We start from the raw sequence: 20,576 nt of genomic DNA, 5'->3' as shown, positions 1-20,576 counted from the left end.
TCTCCTGGTTTTTAGTTTTAGACATGATGTCTATTTTTAAAACCAGTATAGAGACGACACGCAAGCCTGTCGAGCAATCGCTTACCCGCAGCAGCCGATGGATGAGCTACTTGGCGGTCGCTACCGCGGGGCCGCGGCGGTGATGGCGGCCAGGGCAGCGGATAGGGTGGGATCGGTGCCGGGTGGCGCGGTGGTTACCGCTTCGGCTACCTGTTTTTGCACCGCGGTGTTGAAGTCGGGGGCGATGTCGGGGCGCACGGTCAGCTGGCGCGTGGCGGGGTCGAGCAGCAGGTCGGGCGTGACGCCGGTGCCTTCAAGGCGGGCGCCATTCGCGCGGTACACGCGCGCGCTGGTGACGATCAGCGCGCCCCGGCCCTCGGGGAGCGGCAGCACCGTCTGTATGGTGCCGGCGCCCGCCGTGGGACGTCCAATGACCAGCGCGCGGCCGTGGTCCTGCAAGGCGGCGGTGACGATCTCGGCGCCCGCGCCGGTCTGTCCATCCACCAGCACCACCATGGGCAGACCCGCCGTGATGTTCGGCTGCCGCGCAATCAGCTTGCGGGCGTTGGCTTCGTTGCGGCCACGCAAAGTCGCTATGCGCACACCGCGCTTCAACAGCATGCCGCCCACATCCTCCGCCACATCGAGCAGGCCACCGGCATTGCCGCGTAAATCCAGCACCACGCCAGCGAGCGGCGCATCGGCACGCATCGCCGCGCCTTTCAGCGCGGCGCGCAAACTCTCCGCCGTCGACCGGTCGAACGCACCGATGCGGATCACCGCCGTGGCGCCATTCAGATCCCAGACCAGGGAAGGCGGAGGCTGCACCGGCCCGCGCACCGGGCGCACGATCAGCGGCGTGGCTACACCAGCCCGCTTGATGAACAACGTGGGACTGGTACCCACTTCGCCACGCAAGGCGCTGACGGCTTCGGGCAAGGGCAGGTCCTTGCTGGCGCGGCCATCGATACTCTCGATCACATCACCGGGCTTGATGCCCGCGCGCTCGCCGGGGCCGCCAGGCAAGGGACGGACGACGGTAAGCTGGCCCTGGGTCATGCTGAGTTCCAGACCCACCGACGCGGGCGGCGGCACGAGTTCCGCCGGCACGGCCAGCCGGCTGTAAGGCCCCAGGCCTGCCATCATCGCGCGCAGCAGCGCATCCAGCGCGGCGGCGCGACCGCCGGCCAGCGGGAAGCGCATGACGGCTTCGGTCAGTATTTCTGTCTGGGCGGGAATGTCGGCGGCCGCTTCCTCGGCCTGGATGGCCCGCGTCAAACCCGGTGCACCATCAGGGAAAGCGGGCGTGCTCAGCGCCGCGAGGCCACGCAAGCCACGCACGCTCAGCGCACGAGTGTCGACAGGGTCGACATACTGCGCGGCGATCTGGGTAACGGCGGCAGTAAGGGTCTGCGCGACCTGCTCACGGGTCAACTCCGTCGCTGGCGCCTGAACTTGCGCCTGGCTCGGCGAACGAGCCTGCTCCAGCGCCGGCGCCGCATGGACACCAGGCAGCCACGCCGCCGCAAAGATAGCCCAGGGAATCACGCAAGCCAGTTTTCGAATATCCATCGGAACCAGGAAACGGTTGATCTCGCGGCGACCCCGGCGTCATCTCAAGGATGGCAAGGCGATCGATGACACCAAGGCCCGGACAGCCAGGCCGTGCTTAATACGATTGCTGCCCCGAGAAGTTCAGGAAGCGCGTGCTGGCGCCCTGGAACGTCAGGCGCACCGAACCGATCGGCCCGTTACGCTGCTTGCCGATGATGATCTCGGCCGTGCCCTTGTCCGGCGAATCGGGGTTGTAGACCTCGTCGCGATAGATGAACAGGATCAAGTCGGCATCCTGCTCGATAGCGCCCGATTCCCGCAGGTCGGACATCACCGGCCGCTTATTCGGCCGTTGTTCCAGACTGCGGTTCAACTGCGACAGCGCGATCAGCGGGCAATTCAGCTCTTTCGCCAGACCCTTGAGCGACCGGCTGATTTCTGAAATTTCCGTCGCGCGGTTTTCGCTGCTGCCGCTACCCGCCATCAGCTGCATATAGTCGATGATGATCAGGCCCAGCTGGCCGCATTGACGCGCCAGACGACGCGAACGCGCGCGCACTTCCATGGCCGTCAAGGCGGGAGTCTCGTCGATATAGACCTGGGCGTCCTGCATCAGCTGCACGGCGTGCGTGACGCGCGGCCAGTCTTCGGCGGTCAGCTTGCCGGTCCGCATGCGGTGCTGGTCCAGCAGGCCGACGGAACCCAGCATCCGCATGGCCAGCTGCACCGCGCCCATTTCCATGGAGAACACCGCCACGGGCAGGCCCTGCTCGATGGCGATCTGTTCGCCGATGTTCATGGAGAACGTGGTCTTGCCCATGGACGGGCGGCCGGCAACGATGATCAGGTCACCGCCCTGCAGGCCCGAAGTCATCTTGTCCAGGTCGGTAAAGCCCGTGGGCACGCCGGTCACGTCGGATTCGGTATCGCGGTGGTACAGCTCGTCGATACGCTCCACCACCTGCGTCAGCAGCGGCTGAATCTCGTGCCAACCGCCGGCGCCGCGCTGCCCTTCCTGGGAAATCTTGAAGACCTTGGATTCGGCCTCGTCCAGAATCTGACGCGCTTCCTTGCCTTGCGGATTCAAGGCCGCCGACGAGATTTCGTCGGCGATGGTGACCAGCTTGCGCAAGGTAGCCCGCTCGCGCACGATTTCCGCGTAACGGCGAATGTTGGCCGCCGACGGCGTGTTGTGCGCCAGCGAGTTCAAATAGGAGATGCCGCCGGCGTCCTCGGACTTGCCGTTGGTGACCAGCGCTTCGTGCACGGTGACCACGTCAGCCGGGCGCGACAGGCCGATCAGCTTGGCCATGGCCTGCCAGATCAGGCGGTGGTCATGCCGGTAGAAGTCTTCTTCCACCAGGATGTCGGCCACGCGGTCCCAGGCGGCGTTGTCCAGCAGCAGACCGCCCAACACCGATTGCTCCGCCTCGATGGAATGCGGCGGTACGCGCAGGTATTCGAGGGAGTCGTTGCTATTGGCGGCGGTGGGTGAGTTCATGGATGCACTCAGGTTCGCGGTTCAAGGTGGCGGACACGACGTGAAAGACACGGGGTGGCAGACATGGGGTCACAAATACTACGGCAGGCAAAACACGCAAGCCGCGTGGCGCTCAGGCTTGCGTCAAGCCGCCCAATACGTCGGCGACCCGAAAGAAACCCTGGATGTCGCGCGACGACACGCGGCCCAGCAAGGGCCGCAACATGCGCGCCGCGCCACCGAGCAAACGCCCCAGGCGGGCCAGCCGCGCACGCACCTGCGCATCCGGGTTGACTTCGAAATAGCCTTCCACCATGTCGCGCGCCAGGCCCGGCATGATGTCCGTAGGCAGTTTACGCAAAGACACCAGCGACGCGACCAATTGGAACAGATCGTAGGCCTGCGCCAAGGGCAGCGACAAAGCCTCGCCGATATTCTCTTCGAAGTCGATGCGCCACAGTTCGTCGTTGCGTATCGTCAGGTTACGGATCTGGGCCCCACCATGGCAGTGGCCGCGCCGATGGAATTCAGCCAGATCACGGCCGGCCACGCGCGCCCAGCGGCTGCGCGTCTCGGCGCTGCCATGCCGGATCACGGAAGACAGGTCCTGGCCTACGTGCTCCAGCACCAGCAGGCCCGGCTCCTGGTGCCAGATCGCGGGCACCCGGCAGCCATCGTCGAGCAGCAGCCGCAGGCGGCGCGCCTCGAAATCCAGGCCGTTCTGCAAAAGCACGCGGGGATTCGGAAACTCGCCCAGGAATACCCTGCAGCCCAGCCCAAGGAAGAAGGCGCGCAGATAGCGCAGCACATAGCTGATACTGCCGCCCAGGGAAGCCGGCCGGCGTTTGACCACGAAATGGATGCCATCCAGCTCGGTTTCCAGCACCTGAGGCTGCGGCCGCGTGGCGGCAGCTTCCAGCCATGCCTGCAAATCGGGCGGCGGCGACTGGTGGACGGGCGTGGTGGTCAAAAAAGGGCCTTCGACGAGGGATGAAGAATATGGAGAGAGACTACAAACACGTCATACAAACAATCAGAGCCGGCGCACGGCCGGCTCTGATAAACGCAAAACTCGATGACGCGGCGGGGGCCGCCCTCGCGGACCGGCCACAACAGCGTATCGGGAAGCGGCCGCCTGAGCTACCGCTTCCATGCGCCTTAGGCCATTTCGCCTTCGATCACGACCGAGATGTCGCTGACGACGTCGGCGTGCAGTGCAACTTGCACCGGGTACTCGCCAACAGCCTTCAGGGCACCGTTGGGCAGACGCACTTGCGACTTTTCAACGGTTTCGAAACCCGACTTGCGCAGGGCTTCAGCGATGTCGGCATTGGTGACCGAGCCGAACAGACGGCCATCGACACCAGCCTTCTGGGAGATCTTTTGCACGAAGCCGTTCAGGCGTTCGCCCACGGCTTGCTGAGCGGCCAGGCGCTCGGCTTGGACCTTTTCCAGTTCGGCGCGACGCGCTTCGAACGCTTCCAGCGCGGCCTTGGTGGCACGGGTAGCCTTCTTCTGGGGGATCAGGAAATTGCGGGCGTAACCGTCACGCACGCGGACCACTTCACCCAGGGAGCCCAGGTTGACGACTTTTTCGAGCAGGATAACTTGCATGGCTGGCCCCGGATCAGTTGTGGTTGTCGGTGTAGGGCAACAGAGCCAGGAAGCGCGCGCGCTTGATGGCCGTGTCGAGCTGGCGCTGGTAGTGCGCCTTGGTACCAGTCAGGCGAGCGGGAATGATCTTGCCGTTTTCCTGAATGAAATCACGCAGCGTGTCCAGATCCTTGTAATCGATCTCTTCAACGCCAGCAGCGGTGAAGCGGCAGAACTTGCGACGCTTGAACAGCGGGTTCTGCTGGGGAAACTTGCGCTTTTCCTTCTTCTTGCCAAAGAAAGCCATGATGTGCCTCTTAATTTGCGGGGTCCGTGGACCCGAATTCTTTACGTGTGACCTGGTTCATCCCAGGCCGCCTGTTAATCCAAACCTAAACGGTGACCGGATCGCTGCCCGAAAGCCGCGTCGCCTGCTGCATGTGCAGCTTCAGCTTGACCGCGTCCTTGCGTACCGGAGCCAGGAAGCCCTGGACCTGCAGCTGTGCTCCCAAGCCGACATCCGCCAGCAACAGCGCCAGGTCTCCCAGCGCCACCGCCGCGATCGTCATTTCGACGCGTCGGGGAAGTCCAGCCTCGATCACTTCGGACTGGTGACTCAGCAACATCTCCAGCGCAGGCAAGCCTGCCGGGGTGTAGCGCAGGGCTTCTCTTTCGAGGACTTGCGCGCTGAGTACGACCTGATTCATGGCGTATCCGCCGCGATCCGTCTAACCGTTTATTCGGATTGAGCCGCAGCCGCTTCCGCCGAGGCCTTGCGGGCCTCTTCACGCTCGACCGACTTCATCATGATCGAGGCGCCCGACTGGCCCTTCTTGGTCTTGATGACCAGATGGCGCAGCACGGCGTCGTTGTAGCGGAAGGAATGTTCGAGCTCGTCCAGGGTGGCCTGGCCGCATTCGATGTTCAGGCACACGTAGTGGGCCTTGACCAGCTTCTGGATGGGGTAAGCCAGTTGACGGCGACCCCAGTCTTCGAGGCGCAACACCGAGCCGCCTTGGCCGGTGACCAGCGCCTGATACCGCTCGACCATGGCGGGCACTTGCTCGCTTTGGTCGGGGTGGACGATGAACACTACTTCGTAGTGACGCATGGGTAAAACTCCTAGTGGATGTCTGGCCCGCCGAAACAGACCAGTGGCAGCCCGCCCCCAACAATCAGGAGTCGAGCAGGAAAGCCTTACATTATTGCCGGAACCGGCAGATAGTGCAAATCGGCTGTGAAATCAAGGGGATTGCGGGTGTCTTCGCGTTGTCCACGCGAGACACCCCGGGACTAGGCGCGCTCAATATGCGCCCTGCCGCCCTCAGCCTTCCACGACGGCGTAGGCCGAGTGATTGTGGATGGACTCGAAGTTCTCGGCCTCGACGCGATAGCGCTTGATGCCCTGGCGCGCGGCCATGCGGGCGGCCACGTCGCGCACCAGATCCTCGACGAACTTGGGATTGTCGTAGGCGCGCTCGGTGACGTACTTCTCGTCCGGCCGCTTGAGCAGGCCCCACAGCTCGCAGGAACCTTCTTCCTCGACCGCGCGAATCACGTCTTCCATGCCGACTTCGTCGCCCAGAATGGCGGTGACCGTCACATGCGAACGCTGATTGTGGGCGCCGTACTCCGAAATCGCCTTGGAACACGGGCACAGGCTGGTGACGGGCACCTGCACGACCAATTCGAATTCCACGTCGGTGCCGTCGGCCCGGGCGATCCACTGCACTTCGTAGTCCAGCAGGCTCTGCACGCCGGACACCGGCGCCGACTTGTTGATGAAGTACGGGAACGCGGCGGTGATGTCACCCTTTTCCGCATGCAGCAGGGGCAGCATCTCGCGCGCCATGGCGCGGAACAGGGCCGGCGTCATCGGGGTGCTGCGGTACTTTTCCAGCAGCGCCACGAAACGCGACATATGGGTGCCCTTCTCTTCGGCCGGCAGCGCCACCGTCAGGGTCCAGTTCGCCACGGTCGCCATGGCGCTGCCATCGCCGGCCTGAACCAGCATGGGGTGGCGCACGCCGCGGATGCCCACGCGCTGGATGGGAATGTGACGCGTGTCGGCCGAACTCTGCACGTCCGGCATGACCAGAGCGGGATCGATGGGGGAATTCATAGTGGTTAACCTGCGCGGAACGGGCGCATGAAGCCCGCCCCAAAAATCCAAAGGACTTGCATTATTGCGTAAAAATCGCGCAAACCCCGCGAAAACCCTATTACCGATAGGCCGGTGATAGTAATTCGGAGGAGGTCACACCGGGACGGCCACGCCATCCCGTTGCGACACAACCACAGCCGGCTGGCGGATCAACCCACCAGCGCCTGGCTGCGCGGCGCCTCGGCCGCCAGCAGCGCGGCGTAGCGGCCCCGCACCGAGGCCTCGATACCCTTGGCATCCAGGCCCAGGCCGGCCATCAGCGCCTGCTGGTCGCCGTGGTCGATGAAGCGGTCGGGCAAGCCCAGTTGCAGCAGCGGGCACAGGACGCCGGCTTCATTCAGGACTTCCGCTACCGCACTGCCGGCGCCGCCCATGATCGCGGCGTCCTCGACGGCCACCAGGCCATCGTGGCGCGCGGCCAGGTCCAGCACCAGCTCGCGATCGATCGGCTTGACGAAACGCATGTCGGCCACCGTGGCATCCAGCGTTTCCGCGGCGCGCAGCACCGCGGGCAGCAAGGTGCCGAACACCAGGAAAGCGATACGGCCACCGCCCTGGCGGCGGACGACGCCCTTGCCCACCGGAACGTCCTGCAGGTCGGTGCCCACCGCCGCGCCACTGCCGCCGCCGCGCGGATAGCGCACCGACGCCGGGCCGGGATGGCGGTAGCAGGTGGTCAGCAACAGGCGCGCTTCGGCTTCGTCCGAAGGCGTGGCCACCACCATATTGGGAATGCAGCGCAGGAAAGCGATGTCGTAGTTGCCCGCGTGCGTGGCGCCGTCGGCGCCCACCAGGCCAGCCCGGTCAAGCGCGAACGTGACGTCCAGGTTCTGCAGGGCCACGTCGTGGATCAACTGGTCGTAGCCGCGCTGCAGGAACGTCGAATAGATGGCCACCACCGGCTTCTGCTGTTCACAGGCCATGCCGGCCGCGAACGTCACGGCATGCTGCTCGGCGATGCCCACGTCGAAATAACGGGTGGGGAAACGCCGCTCGAATTCGACCAGGCCGCTGCCTTCGCGCATGGCGGGCGTGATGCCGGCCAGGCGCGCGTCGGCGGCGGCCATGTCGCAGATCCACTGGCCGAAGACCTGGGTGAACGTGACCTTGGAAGGCGCTTTGGCGGGCACGATGCCGACGGCGGGGTCGAACTTGCCCGGACCGTGATACAGCACCGGGTCGGCCTCGGCCAGCTTGTAGCCCTGCCCCTTGCGCGTGACCACGTGCAGGAACTGCAGGCCCTTGAGCTCACGCAGGTTCTGCAGGGTGGGCACCAGCGCGTCGAGGTCGTGGCCGTCGATGGGGCCGACGTAGTTGAAGCCGAACTCCTCGAACATCGTGGCGGGCGTGACCATGCCCTTGGCGTGTTCTTCGATGCGGCGCGCCAGCTCCAGCACCGGCGGCACGTGCTGCAGCACGGCGCGGCCGACATTCTTGGCGGTGGCGTAGAAACGGCCCGACATGAGCCGCGCGAAATAGCGGTTCAAGGCACCCACCGGCGGCGAGATCGACATGTCGTTGTCGTTCAGGATCACCAGCAGGTTGATGTTGGACGTGACGCCGGCATTGTTCATGGCCTCGAAGGCCATGCCCGCCGACATGGCGCCGTCGCCGATCACGGCGATGTGCTGGCGCGCGATGCCCGCGTTACGCGAGGCCACGGCCATGCCCAGCGCCGCCGAGATCGAGGTCGACGAGTGCGCCGTCCCGAAGGCGTCGTATTCGGATTCGACGCGGCGGGGGAAGCCGGAGATGCCGCCCTCCTGCCGCAGCTTGTCCATCTGGCCGCGCCGGCCGGTCAGGATCTTGTGCGGATAGGATTGATGGCCGACGTCCCACACGATGCGATCGTGCGGCGTGTCGAACACGTGATGCAGGGCCAGCGTCAGCTCGACCGTGCCCAGGTTGGACGACAGATGGCCGCCCGTCTTCGAGACGGACTCCAGCACGAAGCCGCGCAGTTGGTCGGCCAGTTTTTTCAGCTCGCGGCGGTCCAGACGTTTGAGGTCGGCCGGACTGGCGATGGTGTCCAGAATTTCTGTGGTCATGCTCTAAAGGATAGCCCCGCGGGCAATCGGATGCACATCGGCCAATCCGGCGGGGCCGGACCGGGTCGATGTCAACGGTCTCTCAATACGATGAAATCGGCCAATTCAACCAGGCGCGCGCGGCCCTCGCCCAGCGGCGCCAAGGCCTGCAGAGCAGTGTCGCGCAAGGACAGCGCGAACAGGCGCGCCGCTTCCAGGCCCAGCAAGGATACATACGTCGGTTTGTTCTCGGCCGCGTCCTTCCCCGCGGTCTTGCCCAGTTTGGCCGTGTCGGCGGTGACGTCGAGAATGTCGTCGACCACCTGGAAGGCCAGACCGATGGCTTGGGCGTAATCGTCCAGGGCGCGCCGCGCCACCGAACTGGCGCCCGCCACGATGCCGCCCAGCGCCACGCTGACGGCCAGCATCGCGCCGGTTTTCATGCCATGCATCTGCTGCAGCTCGTCGCGGGTCAGGGTGCGGCCCACGGCGCCCAGGTCGATGGCCTGGCCACCGGCCATGCCACGGCTGCCGGCGGCGCGGGCCAGTGCCTGGGTGGCCTGCACGATCAGCGCGGGCGCGATCGGCATGTCCGCCAGGAACTGGAAGGCCAGGGGCTGCAAGGCGTCGCCGGCCAGCATCGCGGTGGCTTCGTCGTAGCGCACGTGCACGGTGGGCTGACCACGCCGCAGCGTGTCGTCATCCATGCAGGGCAGGTCGTCGTGCACCAGGGAATAGGCGTGGATCAGCTCGACGGCGGCCGCGGCGCGATCCAGCGCCGTTTCCACCGCCATGGGATGGCCGCTGATGGGGCAGGCCAGGCCGGCCGCGTAGACCAGCGCCGCGCGCACGCGTTTGCCGCCGCCCAGGACGGCGTAGCGCATGGCTTCGTGCAGGCGTTCCGGCACGGCGTCGGCCGGCGGCAGCAGCTCGTCGAGCTTGAGCTCGATGTGTTGCGCGCGGGTCGTCAGCCAGTCCGCGAAGGCAAGGTGATTCTGCTTCATCCGTTCGTATCGTCGTCCAACGCACCGGGGTCGAGCGGCCGCAACAGGTCGCCTTCCAGCACTTTGACCTGCTGCTCGGCCTGGGCCAGGCGTTCCTGGCAGATCCGGGTCAACGCCACGCCGCGCTTATAGGCGGCCAGGGAGGCTTCCAGCGGCAGGGAACCGTCTTCCATCGAAGCGACCAGGTCTTCCAGCTGCGCCAATGCGCCTTCGAAATCCTGCGGCAGCGCGGCGGCATCGGCCGGGTCGGCCGCGGGGGTGACGGGGGGAACTTGCCTGGTCGCCAAGCGGATCTCCGGAAGTGCTTAGGAAATGAATCCCGCGATTGTAGCTGAGGTGGGGCCCTCCCCCTACCCGCTTGCGCGGGCCCCCTCAAGGGGGCGAAACCGGCGGACCGGGAGGAGGTCCCTCCCCCTACCCGCTCGCGCGGGCCCCCTCAAGGGGGCGAAACCAGCGGACCGGGAAACCCGGCTCCGCGGTTTCCCCGATTAGGTAGGGCGAGTTCTTAAGCTGGGCGGGAAAGGGACTGGGCGGTGCGGTGGAGGATCGGGGCGACCTCGTTGCGCAGGACGGACTCGGGGAGCAAGGTGGCGGGGCCGCCGCAACTGATGACGAAGATGCCCTCGCCCGTGGCGGACTCGAACGGCGCCGCCGCGGCATTGATGCCGGACTGCCATTCCCCCATGGCGAAACAACACCCCGTAGAAGCCAGATCCGCCACACAACGATCGATGACTTCAGGCAAAGGCGCCAAAGCCCCCAGCCGCAACATCAGATCGCGCCGCGCGGCCGCCGGCAGCAAGGCCAGATACGCCCGGCCCATGGCGCTGTCCATGCTCACGCGGCAACCCACCGGCAAACGCAGATACAAGGCGGAAGAGCCATGGATGGCCTCCACATACGCCATGGCGTCACCGTCGCACGTGCCCAGCGCCAGGGCGCCGCCCGTCTGCTGCGCCAGGGACTGCATGGCCGGCTTGGCCAGCTGGCGCACCTCCAGGCCGGACAGCAGGCCCAGCCCAAGCGCCAGCACGCCATGCCCGGGGGCATAACGCCCACTGTCGCGGTCGTAACGCAGGTAGCCCAGCTCGGTCAGGGTGTAAGTAATGCGGCTGAGCGTCGCCTTGGGCAGGCCGGTCAGCCGCGCCAGCTCCAGATTGCCCAGGGCCCCGCTACCCGCCTGGAAACACCGCAACACCTGCAGGCCCCGCGCCAAGGCCGTAATGAAATCGGCCGACCGCTCGGCCCCTTCCGCCACCGGCGCCCGCCGCCGCCGCCCCGCCCGATCCCGCACGGGCGCGGCCGCGCCCCCCTCCCCGCTGGCAGCGGACGCATCACCTACCTGGGGTTTTCCGGATTGCATTCAGCGCCATCCCTTTTTATATTGAATTCCGCAATACAAAATTTAATTCCGACATACGGAATTTAGCCATACGCGGTGGCTTTACTCAACCGCTTATTTTCAAAACAGGGGATTTTCCAAATGCGACTTTGGCTCAAGCTCTTCGCCACCCTCGCGCTCGTCGGCGCCTGCGGCGCGGCCAGCGCCCAATATCCCGACCGGCCCATCAAGGTCGTGTCGCCCTTCCCGGCCGGCGGCGCCACCGACGTGCTGACCCGCCTGCTGGCGGAGCGCATGGGCAAGGACCTGAAAGCCTCGATGATCGTGGAGAACCGCGCCGGCGCCGGTACCGCCATCGGCGCCTCCTACGTGCAACGCGAAGCCCCGGACGGCTACACCATCCTGATGGCGACCAACTCCACCCTGGTCACCAACCGCTTCCTTTACAAGGACCTGCCCTACGACCCGGACGGCTACGCGCCCATCGGCATGGTGGGCATCGGCCCGCTGGTCCTGCTGGCCGGCCCCAAGGAACCCTTCCACAACACCGCCGAACTGGTCGCCTACGCCAAGAAAAATCCCGGCAAGCTGACCTTCGCGTCCTTCGGCCCCGGCACGTCGTCCCACCTGGCGGGCGAACTGTTCAAGTCGCAGACCGGCATCGATATCCTGCACGTCCCCTTCAAGGGCGCCAACCAGGCCCTGCCGGCGCTGATCGGCGGCGACGTGGACCTGTTCTTCGACATGGTCGCCACCGGCATGCCGCAGGCCAACTCCGGCAAGGTGCAGGTCTTCGGCATCACCAGCAAGCAACGCCTGGACAGTGAACCCAAACTGGCGACCATCGCCGAACAGGGCTACACCAAGTTCGACATGAGTGCCTGGTTCAGCTTCGTCGCGCCCAAGGGCACCCCGCCGGAAGTCCTGGGCAAGCTGCAAGCCGCCCTGGCCGACGCGCTCAAGGACGAAACCCTGCGTAAAAAGATGCTGGAAATGGGCATCCAGCCCAGCGACGGCACGCCCCAGGCACTGACCTCGCAGATCAAATCCGAACTGCCCGTGGTCCAGACCCTGGTGAAGCAGGCCAACGTCGTTTTGCAGTAAGCCAAGCCATAAGTCTTGTCATAAAACAGCGGGGCCGAAGCAGACCAAGACTTTTCCCACAATGCATTCTGCGCGCCGCGCATAGTGCCACCCCACACGGCGATCCAGACTCCCTGCACACGGAGGAAAGTCTGGTTTGGCCCCCGCCATCCCCTGGGGTACAATCGACACCTTTGATCGGCCAGCCCGATTTTTCTTCGCGCCAGAACGGATCCGTGCCGTCCTGGCTTTTTTATCCGAGCGGAGGGAATCATGACCGACGTCGGTCGGATGGCGCAATTTGTGCCGGCTCGCACGCAGCTCCCCGTCAGCGCCTATTTTGACGAAGCACGCTTTCAGCGCGAGCAAGAAATCATCTTTAAACAGTCTTCGCTGTACGTCGGCAACCAGAAGATGGTCCCCGAGGTAGGAGACTGGCGCACGCTCGTCCAGGAAAATGGCGGGCGGGTATTGGTACGCAATAAAGAAGGCATCGAGCTCATCTCGAATGTCTGCCGCCACCGTCAGGCTTTGATGCTGGGTGGCGCGACCGGCAATGTGTCCGGCAACGTCAACACGGCGGGCAATCTACGCGCCACCGGGGGCAACATCGTCTGCCCGCTGCATCGCTGGACCTACGACAAGCAGGGCCAGCTGCTCGGCGCGCCGCAATTCGCCGCCACGCCGTGCATGGACTTGCCGCGCTATCGCCTGCGCGATTGCCACGGCTTGCTGTTCGAAGGCCCGCGCGATCCGTCCAAGGATCTCGCCACGCTGTTCAACCGGCCCGAGTTCGATTTTGGCGACTATGTGCTGGACCACGTCGAAGTCCACCAGTGCAACTACAACTGGAAGACCTTCATCGAGGTCTACCTCGAGGACTACCACGTCGCGCCCTTCCACCCGGGCCTGGGCCACTTCGTCACGTGCGACGACCTGGAATGGGAATTCGGCAACTGGCACAGCGTGCAACGCGTGGGCGTGAATAACGCGCTGGCGCAGCCGGGGTCGGACGTTTACCGCCAGTGGCACGACAACCTGATGCAGTATCGGGCGGGCGACGTGCCGGAGTTCGGCGCGATCTGGGCCACCTACTTCCCCACGCACATGATCGAGCTGTATCCCAATGTGCTGGTGCTGTCGACCCTGCATCCGCGGGGTCCGCAGGACACGGTGAACGTGGTCGAGTTCTACTACCCCGAGGAAATAGCCGCCTTCGAACGCGAGTTCGTCGACGCGCAACGCGCGGCGTATATGGAAACGGCGGTCGAGGACGACGAGATCGCCGAACGCATGGACGCGGGCCGCAAGGCCTTGATGTTGCGCGGCGTCTCCGAGGCGGGACCTTACCAGTCGCCGATGGAAGATGGCATGCAACATTTCCATGAATGGTACAGAACCATCATGGCCGAGACTGAGCCGCATCCCTGATGCGGTAGTGCTGAACGGCACGCCACCCCTCCGCGGGCGGATTGCCTGCTTCGAATGACTACGGACGCGCGCGCAGCTGGTGCAACCTCCACCAAAGGGGCACGTCCGTTTTCATATCCGCGCCCGCGGCCCCTCCCTGCCTCATACCCTCCGCTACACACACCCCGTTACTCAACGTCCGGGATTCTTCTTCGCCTCGTCATCAAAAAATCAAGTCGTACTGGTCAACTAGATACCAGCACTACAGCGCGCGACTAGCCGCGCGACCGCGAGGAGCATGGCCATGGGACTGACGCTGGATCAGATCGAGAATCTCTTTTACCTTACCGGTCACCTGCCCTACGGCAATACCGCCGTGACGCAGGCCGAACATGCGCGCCAGACCGCCGCGCTGGCGCTGGCGGAGAACGCCGCGCCGTCCCTGGTGACCGCCGCCCTGCTGCACGATCTGGGCCACCTCATCCTTCTGCATCCCGACATCGTGCGCATCGAGAACGCCGATTACAAGCACCAGTACTTTGTGCTGCCCTTCCTGCGGGGCCTGTTCGGTGCGGACGTGCTTGAACCCATACGCCTGCATGTCGAGGCGCATCGGTATCTATGTTTTCTGGAACCGGACTATCTGGGCCCGCGCAACAGCGCGGCGCGACGGGCGCTGGACCAGGCCGGCGGCGTGTTCGATGCCGCCCAGGCCAGCGAATTCTCCGCCATTCCTTATGCCCCCGAGGCCATACGCCTGCGCCGTTGGGACGACCAGGCCTGCCTGCTGGACGACGCGGCGCCGCCGCCCCTGGCCTATTTCATGGAAATCGCCGCCGGCGTGGCGGAACGCCATCTGGCCAAGCGGCCGGCCCGGCTGGGTACGCCTCCACGCGCGGAGCGGGCGGCGGCGGCGGGTCTGAGATCAGACCTCGGCTCGGACCTCGGCGCGGACCGCAGCCCCCGCTTCAGCCCTTGGCCTGCGGGCGCGAAGGATCGCTGACCCACTCGCTCCACGAGCCGGGGTACAGGCGCGAGCCGCTCAAGCCCGCCACTTCCATGGCCAGCAGATTGTGCGACGCGGTGATGCCGGAACCGCACTGGTGAACGATCGTGTCGGGCGCGCGCTTGCCCAGCACCGCTTCGAACTCCTTGCGCAGTTCCTGCGGCGACTTGAACTTGCCGTCAGCGGCCAGGTTGTCGGTATTGGGCCGATTCAAGGCGCCCGGAATGTGGCCGGCGACGGGGTCGATCGGCTCCATCTCACCCCGATAGCGCGCCGCCGCCCTTGCGTCCACGACGGTAAAGCCCGGCTGCGCGATATTGGCCAGCACGGCGTTGGCGTCGACCGGCTCGGTCAGGGCCGCGCGCGGCGTCAGGCTGCTGTCCGCGCCGGCGGGCGCGGCTTTCGGGCCGCTGCCGCTTTCCACCGCCAGGCCGGCGGCGGACCAAGCCTGCCAGCCGCCGTCCAGCACGGCCACGCGATCGTGGCCCAGCCAACGCAGCATCCACCACAGATGGGAGGCAAACTGGCCGCCGCTGGCGTCGTAGGCGACGACCAGGCTATTGGGGGTGACGCCATGGCTGGACAGCAGCGCGGCCAGCGTCGCGCGATCCGGCAAGGGGTGACGGCCATTCTTGCCGGTGCGCGGCGCGGCCAGTTCGGTTTCGTTGTCCAGATAACGGGCACCCGCGATGTGCGATTGCTCGTACTGGCGTCGGCCGGCCGCATGGTCCATCAAGTCGTGGCGCAGGTCGAACAGCCGCAGATCGGCATCGCCCAGGCGGGCAGCCAATTCGGATACGGAAATCAAGGTCATGGTCATCAGGCTTTCTCCTGGGCAGTCTTGGTAATGGGGCGGCGCGTTTCCCGCAAGGTGCGCCAGACCGACAGCAAGCCGGCCGCGATAATCAGCGCCATGCCGGACCAGGCGATGGCATCGAGATGATCGTGCCAGAACACCATGCCCAGGCAGGCGGCGAAGATGATGGTGGAATACTGCAGGGCGGCCGTCAACAAGGCCGAGCCCATGCCGAAGGCGCGCGTCATGGCCAGCTGGCCGCACAGGCCCGCCAGACCGATGCCGAACAGGGCCGCGTAGCCCTGCAGGGTGGTGTCGCCCCAACCGTGGACCAGCAGGCCGACCAGGCTGCTCAGGCTGACCGCCAGCGAGAAGAAAAGCACGGTGCGCCACTCGGGCTCGCCGATGCGGCCCAGTTCGCGGATCTGCATCATCGAGATGGCGGCGCAGCCGCCGGCGCCCAGGCCCATCAGCGCGGCCACCCACTGGTCGTCACCGATATTGGGCCGCAAGATGGCGATCACGCCCATGAAGCCCAGGGCCACGGAGGTGACCCGGATCGGATCGCGCTGCGAGCCGCCCCAGCCCAGCATGTAGCCGGCGATGAACAGCGGCGAGGTGTAGGTCAGGCTGGTGGCCGTGGCCAGCGGCAGGTGTGACAGGGCGTAGAAGCCCAGCCACATGGAAGACACGCCGGCCAGGTTGCGCCACAGATGGGGCCGCCATTTGGAAGGGATGATGGAATGGCGGCCGGCGCGCGCCCATACCAGGATCAGCACTACCGACGGCATCCCCCGAAACAGCACCACCTGCGCCAGTGACGCCTCGTATTCGGTGGCGAGCTTCACGCAAGAACCCATGATGGCGAACATGAGCGACGCCAACAACATCCAAAGAGCCTGCATGAGACCTGCGCGATTCCGAAAAGAGGGGTTATGGCATGGGGTCTCCCGACGTGCATGGCGCGACCGGCGCGGCCAGCTTATTTCGGGAGGATCGGGTCCTCATGAGAGGAACCTGAACGGAACCGATAATATACTCGCTGTTCCGACGGGGAGCCGCCCGGTATCGGCGCCGTGCCGCTGGGGAACCCAAGGCGGCAGTCCACGTCAAAGCTACATCCGCTCGCAGAGGATCCATAACAATCATGAAACGCATCTTTCTTTTTGTGCTGACCAACCTGGCCGTCATGCTGGTGTTGTCGGCCACGCTACGTATTTTCGGAGTCGACCGCTTCCTGACGGCGAACGGCCTGAACCTTGGCGCGTTGCTGATTTTCTCGGTGATCGTCGGTTTCACCGGGTCCATCATCTCGCTGTTCCTGAGCAAGCCCATGGCCAAGTGGAGCACCGGCGCCCAGATAATCGACCCCAACGGGCCGCGCACCCAGCGTGAAGCCTGGTTGCTGGACACGGTGCATCAATTGGCGGACCGTGCCGGTATCGGCCGGCCCGAGGTCGCCATTTATGACGGCGCGCCCAATGCTTTCGCGACGGGCGCATTCAAGAACGACTCCCTGGTCGCCGTCAGCACCGGCCTGCTGGAAAGCATGACGGAAGAAGAAGTGGCCGCGGTGCTGGGGCACGAGGTCGCGCACATCGCCAATGGCGACATGGTGACCCTGACCTTGATCCAGGGCGTGGTGAACACCTTCGTGATTTTCCTGGCGCGGGTGGTGGGTTATTTCATCGACCGCACCGTGTTCCGCAATGAGCGCGGCCTGGGGCCGGGGTACATGATCACGGTGATCGTCTGTGAAATCCTGTTCGGTATCGCGGCGTCGGTCATCGTCGCGTGGTTCTCGCGCCAGCGCGAGTTCCGTGCCGATGCCGGCTCGGCGCATCTGCTGGGTTCGCGCGATCCGATGATTCGCGCCCTGGCGCGTCTGGGTGGCCTGGAGGCCGGCGAATTGCCGAAGTCTTTCGAAGCCTCGGGGATCAGTGGCCGCCAGGCCATCAGCGCGATCTTCGCGTCGCACCCGCCCATTCAGCAGCGCATCGCGGCGCTGCAACGCGGCGCGGCTTGATCCAAGCGGTGATTGCCCGCAGCGCGCGGGCGTAGCCTGGCGAAAATGACGCTCGCCGCAGGCTGCGTGACATGTGCTGAGGCTATACTCGGCCGTCTTTTACGCGCCTGCCGGTGAACACGCCGGCTCAACCATGTTCGCACTTCGTCGCCCTTCTCCGCCGCAGCTCGCCCGTGTCCTTGCCATTCTGGCCTTGGCGGGGGGCTTGGGTGTATGGGGGGCGATTCTGTTCGCGCCGGCGCCGGGCGCCTTGCCGCCGGCCTTGCGGCCCGCGGCGGTGCGGGCAACGGATACGTCGCCGGCGGCCTTGCTGTTCGGCAAGGATGGCACCTTGAAGACCCAGGTGACCATTGCCGGTTTGATCGCCAGTGGCGACGACGGCGCCGTCATCCTGAGCGTCGACGGCGGCCCGCCGCAAGCGTGGCGCGCCGGCCAGGACATCACCCCCGGCCTGCGGCTGGTGCGCGTCGAGCGCAACGAGATCGTGCTGGATCAAGGCGGCACGACCACCACCATCAGCGCCCCGCCCCTGCCCCCCGCCGCGGCTGGCATCATCACCGCCGGCAAATAATCGCCGCGTGAACGCGACGTTGGCCCGCCAAATAGGGCGAGTTTATTTGAGGGGGCTCCGCCCCCTCAGCCCCCTCGCCAATAATGCGGAGTCATCTCCATGCTCCCCCGGCCGTGGCGGTGGCGGCAATCGGCCGAGGACACGCTGCGCGCCGATAAACGTCACGGGGGTTAAGGGGGCGGAGCCCTCCTCAAAAAACCCGCGGGGCCCCGCGAAAATAATCATCCGGATATAAGGCGCACATTAAGCAAACCTAACCCAGCTCGATAATATTACTGACATATTGATCGGTATAATTACGGGCTTGGCCCTTAACGGAGTAGGTTGTGCGTCAGCGAGGCAGTGCCGCCATTGCGCGGCAGCAAGGTTTTACCCTGATCGAAATCATGGTTGTCGTGGTCATCATGGGGATCCTCGCGGCCTTGATCGTGCCCCGTGTGCTCGACCGCCCCGACCAGGCCCGCCAAGTGGCCGCCCGCCAGGACATCGGCGGACTGATGCAGGCCCTCAAGCTCTATCGCCTGGATAACGGCCGCTATCCGAGCACCCAGCAAGGTCTGCAAGCCCTGGTCACGCGCCCGGAAAACATCTCCAACTGGCGCCCTTACCTGGACCGCCTGCCCAACGACCCCTGGGGCCATCCCTATCAATACCTGAGCCCCGGCGTGAAGGGCGAAGTCGATGTGTTTTCCTTCGGCGCCGACGGCAAGGCCGGCGGCGAGCAGAACGATGCCGACATCGGGTCCTGGGATCTCTAAGACCCGCGCCGGCAAGGTCGCCACGCTCAGTGGCCGCGCACGTCCAGTGACTCGCCCCATCCAGCGTCGGCACCCCGCATCCACGCGGCAAGACGGCTTCACCCTGATCGAACTGCTGGTCGTGCTGGTCATCATCGGCATCGCGGCGGGCATGGTCGGCATCTCCGCGGTCGCCGCGCCGGACCGGCATCTGCACCAGGACGCCGAACGCCTGGTCCTTTCCTTCGCCATCGCCCAAAGCGAGGCCCGCAGCGACGGCCGCATCATCACCTGGCGCGCCGACGCCGGCGGCTATCACTTCGAACGCCCCGGCCGCCGAGTGGGCAGCACCGGCAGCGCCGACGACGAAGCCATTCCGCCGCCGGACGACTTCCGCAACGACGCCGAGTTGAAGCCGCAAGCCTGGTCGGCCGGCACCGTGTCCGTGACGCCTTCCGGCCCCAAGGGCTGGCTCCGCTTCGATACAGAATGGATGTCCGATCCCGCCCAGCTCACCCTCGCCGCCGGCGGACGTACGGTGACCATCACGCGCGACGCGGGCGGTGCCTATGCGGTGCAATGACATGCGCGGCCCTCGCGCCCGCTTGCCGCAAGATGATCGACAGCGGCGCCGCGAGCGGGGCTTCACACTGATCGAAGTGCTGGTAGCGCTGGCCATCATCGCCGTCGCCCTGGCCGCCGCCTTGCGCGCCACGGGCGTGATGGCGCAGAACAATCGCGCGCTGCATGACAAGACCCTGGCGCTGGTCGCCGCCGAAAACCGCATGGCGGAATTGCGGCTGGCCGAGGTGCTGCCGGGTCCCGGCAAGCAGGACGCCCCCTGCCCTGAAGGAAGGCTGGACATGCTGTGCGAGAGCACCTTCACCTATTCGCTGAATCGCGCGTTCCGGCAAGTGTCGGTACGGGTGTATCTGCGCGGCCAACCCAACCTGACGTTAGCCGAACTGTCAGGCTTGCTAACGAACGTCCGGTGATACAAAGCCCCCCCCCTACCGCGCGTAGCGCGGCCCCCCCAGGGGGGCGGCACTGGCGGACCGAAGGGAAGACCCTCCCCCAGGCGCTGCGCGCCTCCCCCTCAAGGGGGCGGCACTGGCGGACCGGCAAAGCCGGCTCCGCTGTGCCCCCGCTTGGCACAGGCGCGCGCAGTAAGGCGCGCAGCGCGGCTCAGCGGGGCTTTACCCTGATCGAGGTGCTGATCGCCATCACGCTGATGGCGCTGGTCACCTTGCTGGCGTATCGCGGCCTGAGCCGTGTCGCCGACACGCGCGCGTGGCTGGAGAAGGACGCGGCGGACAACGCGGTGATCATCCGCACGCTGGGTCAGCTCGAACGCGACCTGACCTTGTCCAATGACGGCCATAACGGCGAAAACGTCGCCCAGCAAGGGCAACTGGCCAGCGGCGTCGAAGTCGACCAGCAACCCGGCAAACCCTTGCAATTGGGCATCGTGCGCTCGGCCCCCGCCGACGACGGCAGCTGGCAACAGGTGATCTGGCGCCTCAACAATGGCGCCTTGTGGCGCTACACCGGCCAGCCAGGCGCGCAGTATCCGCTGCCCCCCGCGCAGGCGGGCGCCGAAGTGATGGCCAACGTGGTGCAGCTGTCCGTCCGCTTCTGGGTCCCCGGCAAAGGCTGGATCGTCGCCGGCCCCACCGACGGCCGCGCGGCCACCGGCATCGAGGTCGCGCTGGAGCGCATGCGCAACGGCATGCGGGAACGCTACACGCGCGTGGTGGTGCTGCGATGAGGCCGCGCATCAAGC

The 20,576-nt window shown here is 65.7% G+C and carries 22 protein-coding genes and 1 pseudogene; 9 read left to right on the top strand and 14 right to left on the bottom strand.

The window, feature by feature from the left end; all coding sequences use genetic code 11:
• Window positions 1–120: 120 nt before the first annotated feature.
• The 12 genes from ASB57_RS02390 to ASB57_RS02335 form a co-directional block, all read right to left on the bottom strand.
• Complete coding sequence (locus tag ASB57_RS02390) at window positions 121–1,572, bottom strand: S41 family peptidase (protein ID WP_082621315.1); 1,452 nt, start codon at window positions 1,570–1,572, stop codon at window positions 121–123.
• A gap of 97 nt (window positions 1,573–1,669) precedes the next feature.
• A complete protein-coding gene (locus tag ASB57_RS02385) occupies window positions 1,670–3,055 on the bottom strand; it encodes a replicative DNA helicase (protein ID WP_057650243.1) in 1,386 nt (461 codons plus the stop codon).
• 112 nt (window positions 3,056–3,167) lie between these two features.
• Window positions 3,168–4,004: a hypothetical protein gene (locus tag ASB57_RS02380; protein WP_057650242.1), complete on the bottom strand. Its 837-nt coding sequence runs from the start codon at window positions 4,002–4,004 to the stop codon at window positions 3,168–3,170.
• A gap of 188 nt (window positions 4,005–4,192) precedes the next feature.
• Entirely contained in the window at window positions 4,193–4,648 is a 456-nt protein-coding gene (rplI, locus tag ASB57_RS02375; RefSeq protein ID WP_057650239.1) for a 50S ribosomal protein L9, read from the bottom strand.
• A 13-nt stretch (window positions 4,649–4,661) separates the two neighbouring features.
• Window positions 4,662–4,934 (bottom strand): 30S ribosomal protein S18, encoded by a 273-nt coding sequence (gene rpsR / locus ASB57_RS02370; RefSeq protein ID WP_057650238.1) that lies wholly within the window; start codon window positions 4,932–4,934, stop codon window positions 4,662–4,664.
• Window positions 4,935–5,019: 85 nt separating this feature from the next.
• Window positions 5,020–5,334 (bottom strand): primosomal replication protein N, encoded by a 315-nt coding sequence (priB, locus tag ASB57_RS02365; RefSeq protein WP_057650234.1) that lies wholly within the window; start codon window positions 5,332–5,334, stop codon window positions 5,020–5,022.
• A 29-nt stretch (window positions 5,335–5,363) separates the two neighbouring features.
• Window positions 5,364–5,738, bottom strand: a complete 375-nt coding sequence (gene rpsF / locus ASB57_RS02360; RefSeq protein ID WP_057650232.1) for a 30S ribosomal protein S6 — start codon at window positions 5,736–5,738, stop codon at window positions 5,364–5,366.
• A 213-nt stretch (window positions 5,739–5,951) separates the two neighbouring features.
• Window positions 5,952–6,749 carry a GTP cyclohydrolase FolE2 gene (gene folE2 / locus ASB57_RS02355; protein ID WP_057650230.1) on the bottom strand — a complete coding sequence of 266 codons (798 nt, stop codon included), beginning with the start codon at window positions 6,747–6,749 and terminating at the stop codon, window positions 5,952–5,954.
• A gap of 191 nt (window positions 6,750–6,940) precedes the next feature.
• A complete protein-coding gene (gene dxs / locus ASB57_RS02350; protein ID WP_057650228.1) occupies window positions 6,941–8,839 on the bottom strand; it encodes a 1-deoxy-D-xylulose-5-phosphate synthase in 1,899 nt (632 codons plus the stop codon).
• Window positions 8,840–8,910: 71 nt separating this feature from the next.
• On the bottom strand, window positions 8,911–9,822 hold the full coding sequence (locus ASB57_RS02345; protein ID WP_057650226.1) for a polyprenyl synthetase family protein: 912 nt from the start codon (window positions 9,820–9,822) through the stop codon (window positions 8,911–8,913).
• A complete protein-coding gene (locus tag ASB57_RS02340) occupies window positions 9,819–10,109 on the bottom strand; it encodes an exodeoxyribonuclease VII small subunit (protein ID WP_057650224.1) in 291 nt (96 codons plus the stop codon). The genes ASB57_RS02345 and ASB57_RS02340 overlap by 4 nt, the downstream gene beginning before the upstream one ends.
• 218 nt (window positions 10,110–10,327) lie before the next feature.
• Window positions 10,328–11,185: an IclR family transcriptional regulator gene (locus ASB57_RS02335; protein ID WP_057650221.1), complete on the bottom strand. Its 858-nt coding sequence runs from the start codon at window positions 11,183–11,185 to the stop codon at window positions 10,328–10,330.
• A 120-nt stretch (window positions 11,186–11,305) separates the two neighbouring features.
• Here ASB57_RS02335 and ASB57_RS02330 point away from each other — a divergent pair, with 120 nt between their 5' ends.
• The 3 genes and pseudogenes from ASB57_RS02330 to ASB57_RS02320 form a co-directional block, all read left to right on the top strand.
• On the top strand, window positions 11,306–12,268 hold the full coding sequence (locus tag ASB57_RS02330) for a tripartite tricarboxylate transporter substrate binding protein (protein WP_057650220.1): 963 nt from the start codon (window positions 11,306–11,308) through the stop codon (window positions 12,266–12,268).
• Between the two features lie 252 nt (window positions 12,269–12,520).
• Window positions 12,521–13,678, top strand: a complete 1,158-nt coding sequence (locus ASB57_RS02325; protein ID WP_057650218.1) for an aromatic ring-hydroxylating dioxygenase subunit alpha — start codon at window positions 12,521–12,523, stop codon at window positions 13,676–13,678.
• 283 nt (window positions 13,679–13,961) lie between these two features.
• Window positions 13,962–14,510 (top strand): annotated as a pseudogene (locus ASB57_RS02320) (HD domain-containing protein); the annotation flags it as partial.
• A 115-nt stretch (window positions 14,511–14,625) separates the two neighbouring features.
• Here the strand turns inward: ASB57_RS02320 and ASB57_RS02315 are convergent.
• Together ASB57_RS02315 and ASB57_RS02310 are read right to left on the bottom strand one after the other, a co-directional pair.
• Complete coding sequence (locus ASB57_RS02315; RefSeq protein WP_057650216.1) at window positions 14,626–15,483, bottom strand: sulfurtransferase; 858 nt, start codon at window positions 15,481–15,483, stop codon at window positions 14,626–14,628.
• On the bottom strand, window positions 15,483–16,364 hold the full coding sequence (locus ASB57_RS02310; protein ID WP_057650214.1) for a DMT family transporter: 882 nt from the start codon (window positions 16,362–16,364) through the stop codon (window positions 15,483–15,485). Before ASB57_RS02310 ends, ASB57_RS02315 begins: the two co-directional genes overlap by 1 nt.
• Window positions 16,365–16,606: 242 nt before the next feature.
• Here ASB57_RS02310 and htpX point away from each other — a divergent pair, with 242 nt between their 5' ends.
• The 6 genes from htpX (at window position 16,607) to ASB57_RS02280 (ending at window position 20,561) form a co-directional block, all read left to right on the top strand.
• Window positions 16,607–17,485 carry a protease HtpX gene (htpX, locus tag ASB57_RS02305; RefSeq protein ID WP_057650212.1) on the top strand — a complete coding sequence of 293 codons (879 nt, stop codon included), beginning with the start codon at window positions 16,607–16,609 and terminating at the stop codon, window positions 17,483–17,485.
• Window positions 17,486–17,618: 133 nt separating this feature from the next.
• Entirely contained in the window at window positions 17,619–18,056 is a 438-nt protein-coding gene (locus ASB57_RS02300; RefSeq protein ID WP_057650210.1) for a hypothetical protein, read from the top strand.
• A 326-nt stretch (window positions 18,057–18,382) separates the two neighbouring features.
• Window positions 18,383–18,814, top strand: a complete 432-nt coding sequence (gene gspG, locus ASB57_RS02295) for a type II secretion system major pseudopilin GspG (RefSeq protein WP_057650207.1) — start codon at window positions 18,383–18,385, stop codon at window positions 18,812–18,814.
• 46 nt (window positions 18,815–18,860) lie between these two features.
• The gene (locus ASB57_RS02290) at window positions 18,861–19,376 is read left to right on the top strand and encodes a GspH/FimT family pseudopilin (protein WP_231755319.1); all 516 of its coding nucleotides are present in this window, start codon (window positions 18,861–18,863) and stop codon (window positions 19,374–19,376) included.
• 1 nt (window position 19,377) lies between these two features.
• Entirely contained in the window at window positions 19,378–19,788 is a 411-nt protein-coding gene (gene gspI / locus ASB57_RS02285; protein WP_057650205.1) for a type II secretion system minor pseudopilin GspI, read from the top strand.
• Between the two features lie 143 nt (window positions 19,789–19,931).
• Window positions 19,932–20,561 (top strand): type II secretion system protein J, encoded by a 630-nt coding sequence (locus tag ASB57_RS02280; protein ID WP_057650203.1) that lies wholly within the window; start codon window positions 19,932–19,934, stop codon window positions 20,559–20,561.
• Window positions 20,562–20,576 lie beyond the last annotated feature (15 nt).

This window comes from Bordetella sp. N (assembly GCF_001433395.1).
Taxonomy (GTDB): Bacteria; Pseudomonadota; Gammaproteobacteria; order Burkholderiales; family Burkholderiaceae_B; genus Bordetella_C.
Note: the sequence above shows the minus strand (reverse complement) of the source record. Positions and strands in the feature narration are given on the sequence as shown.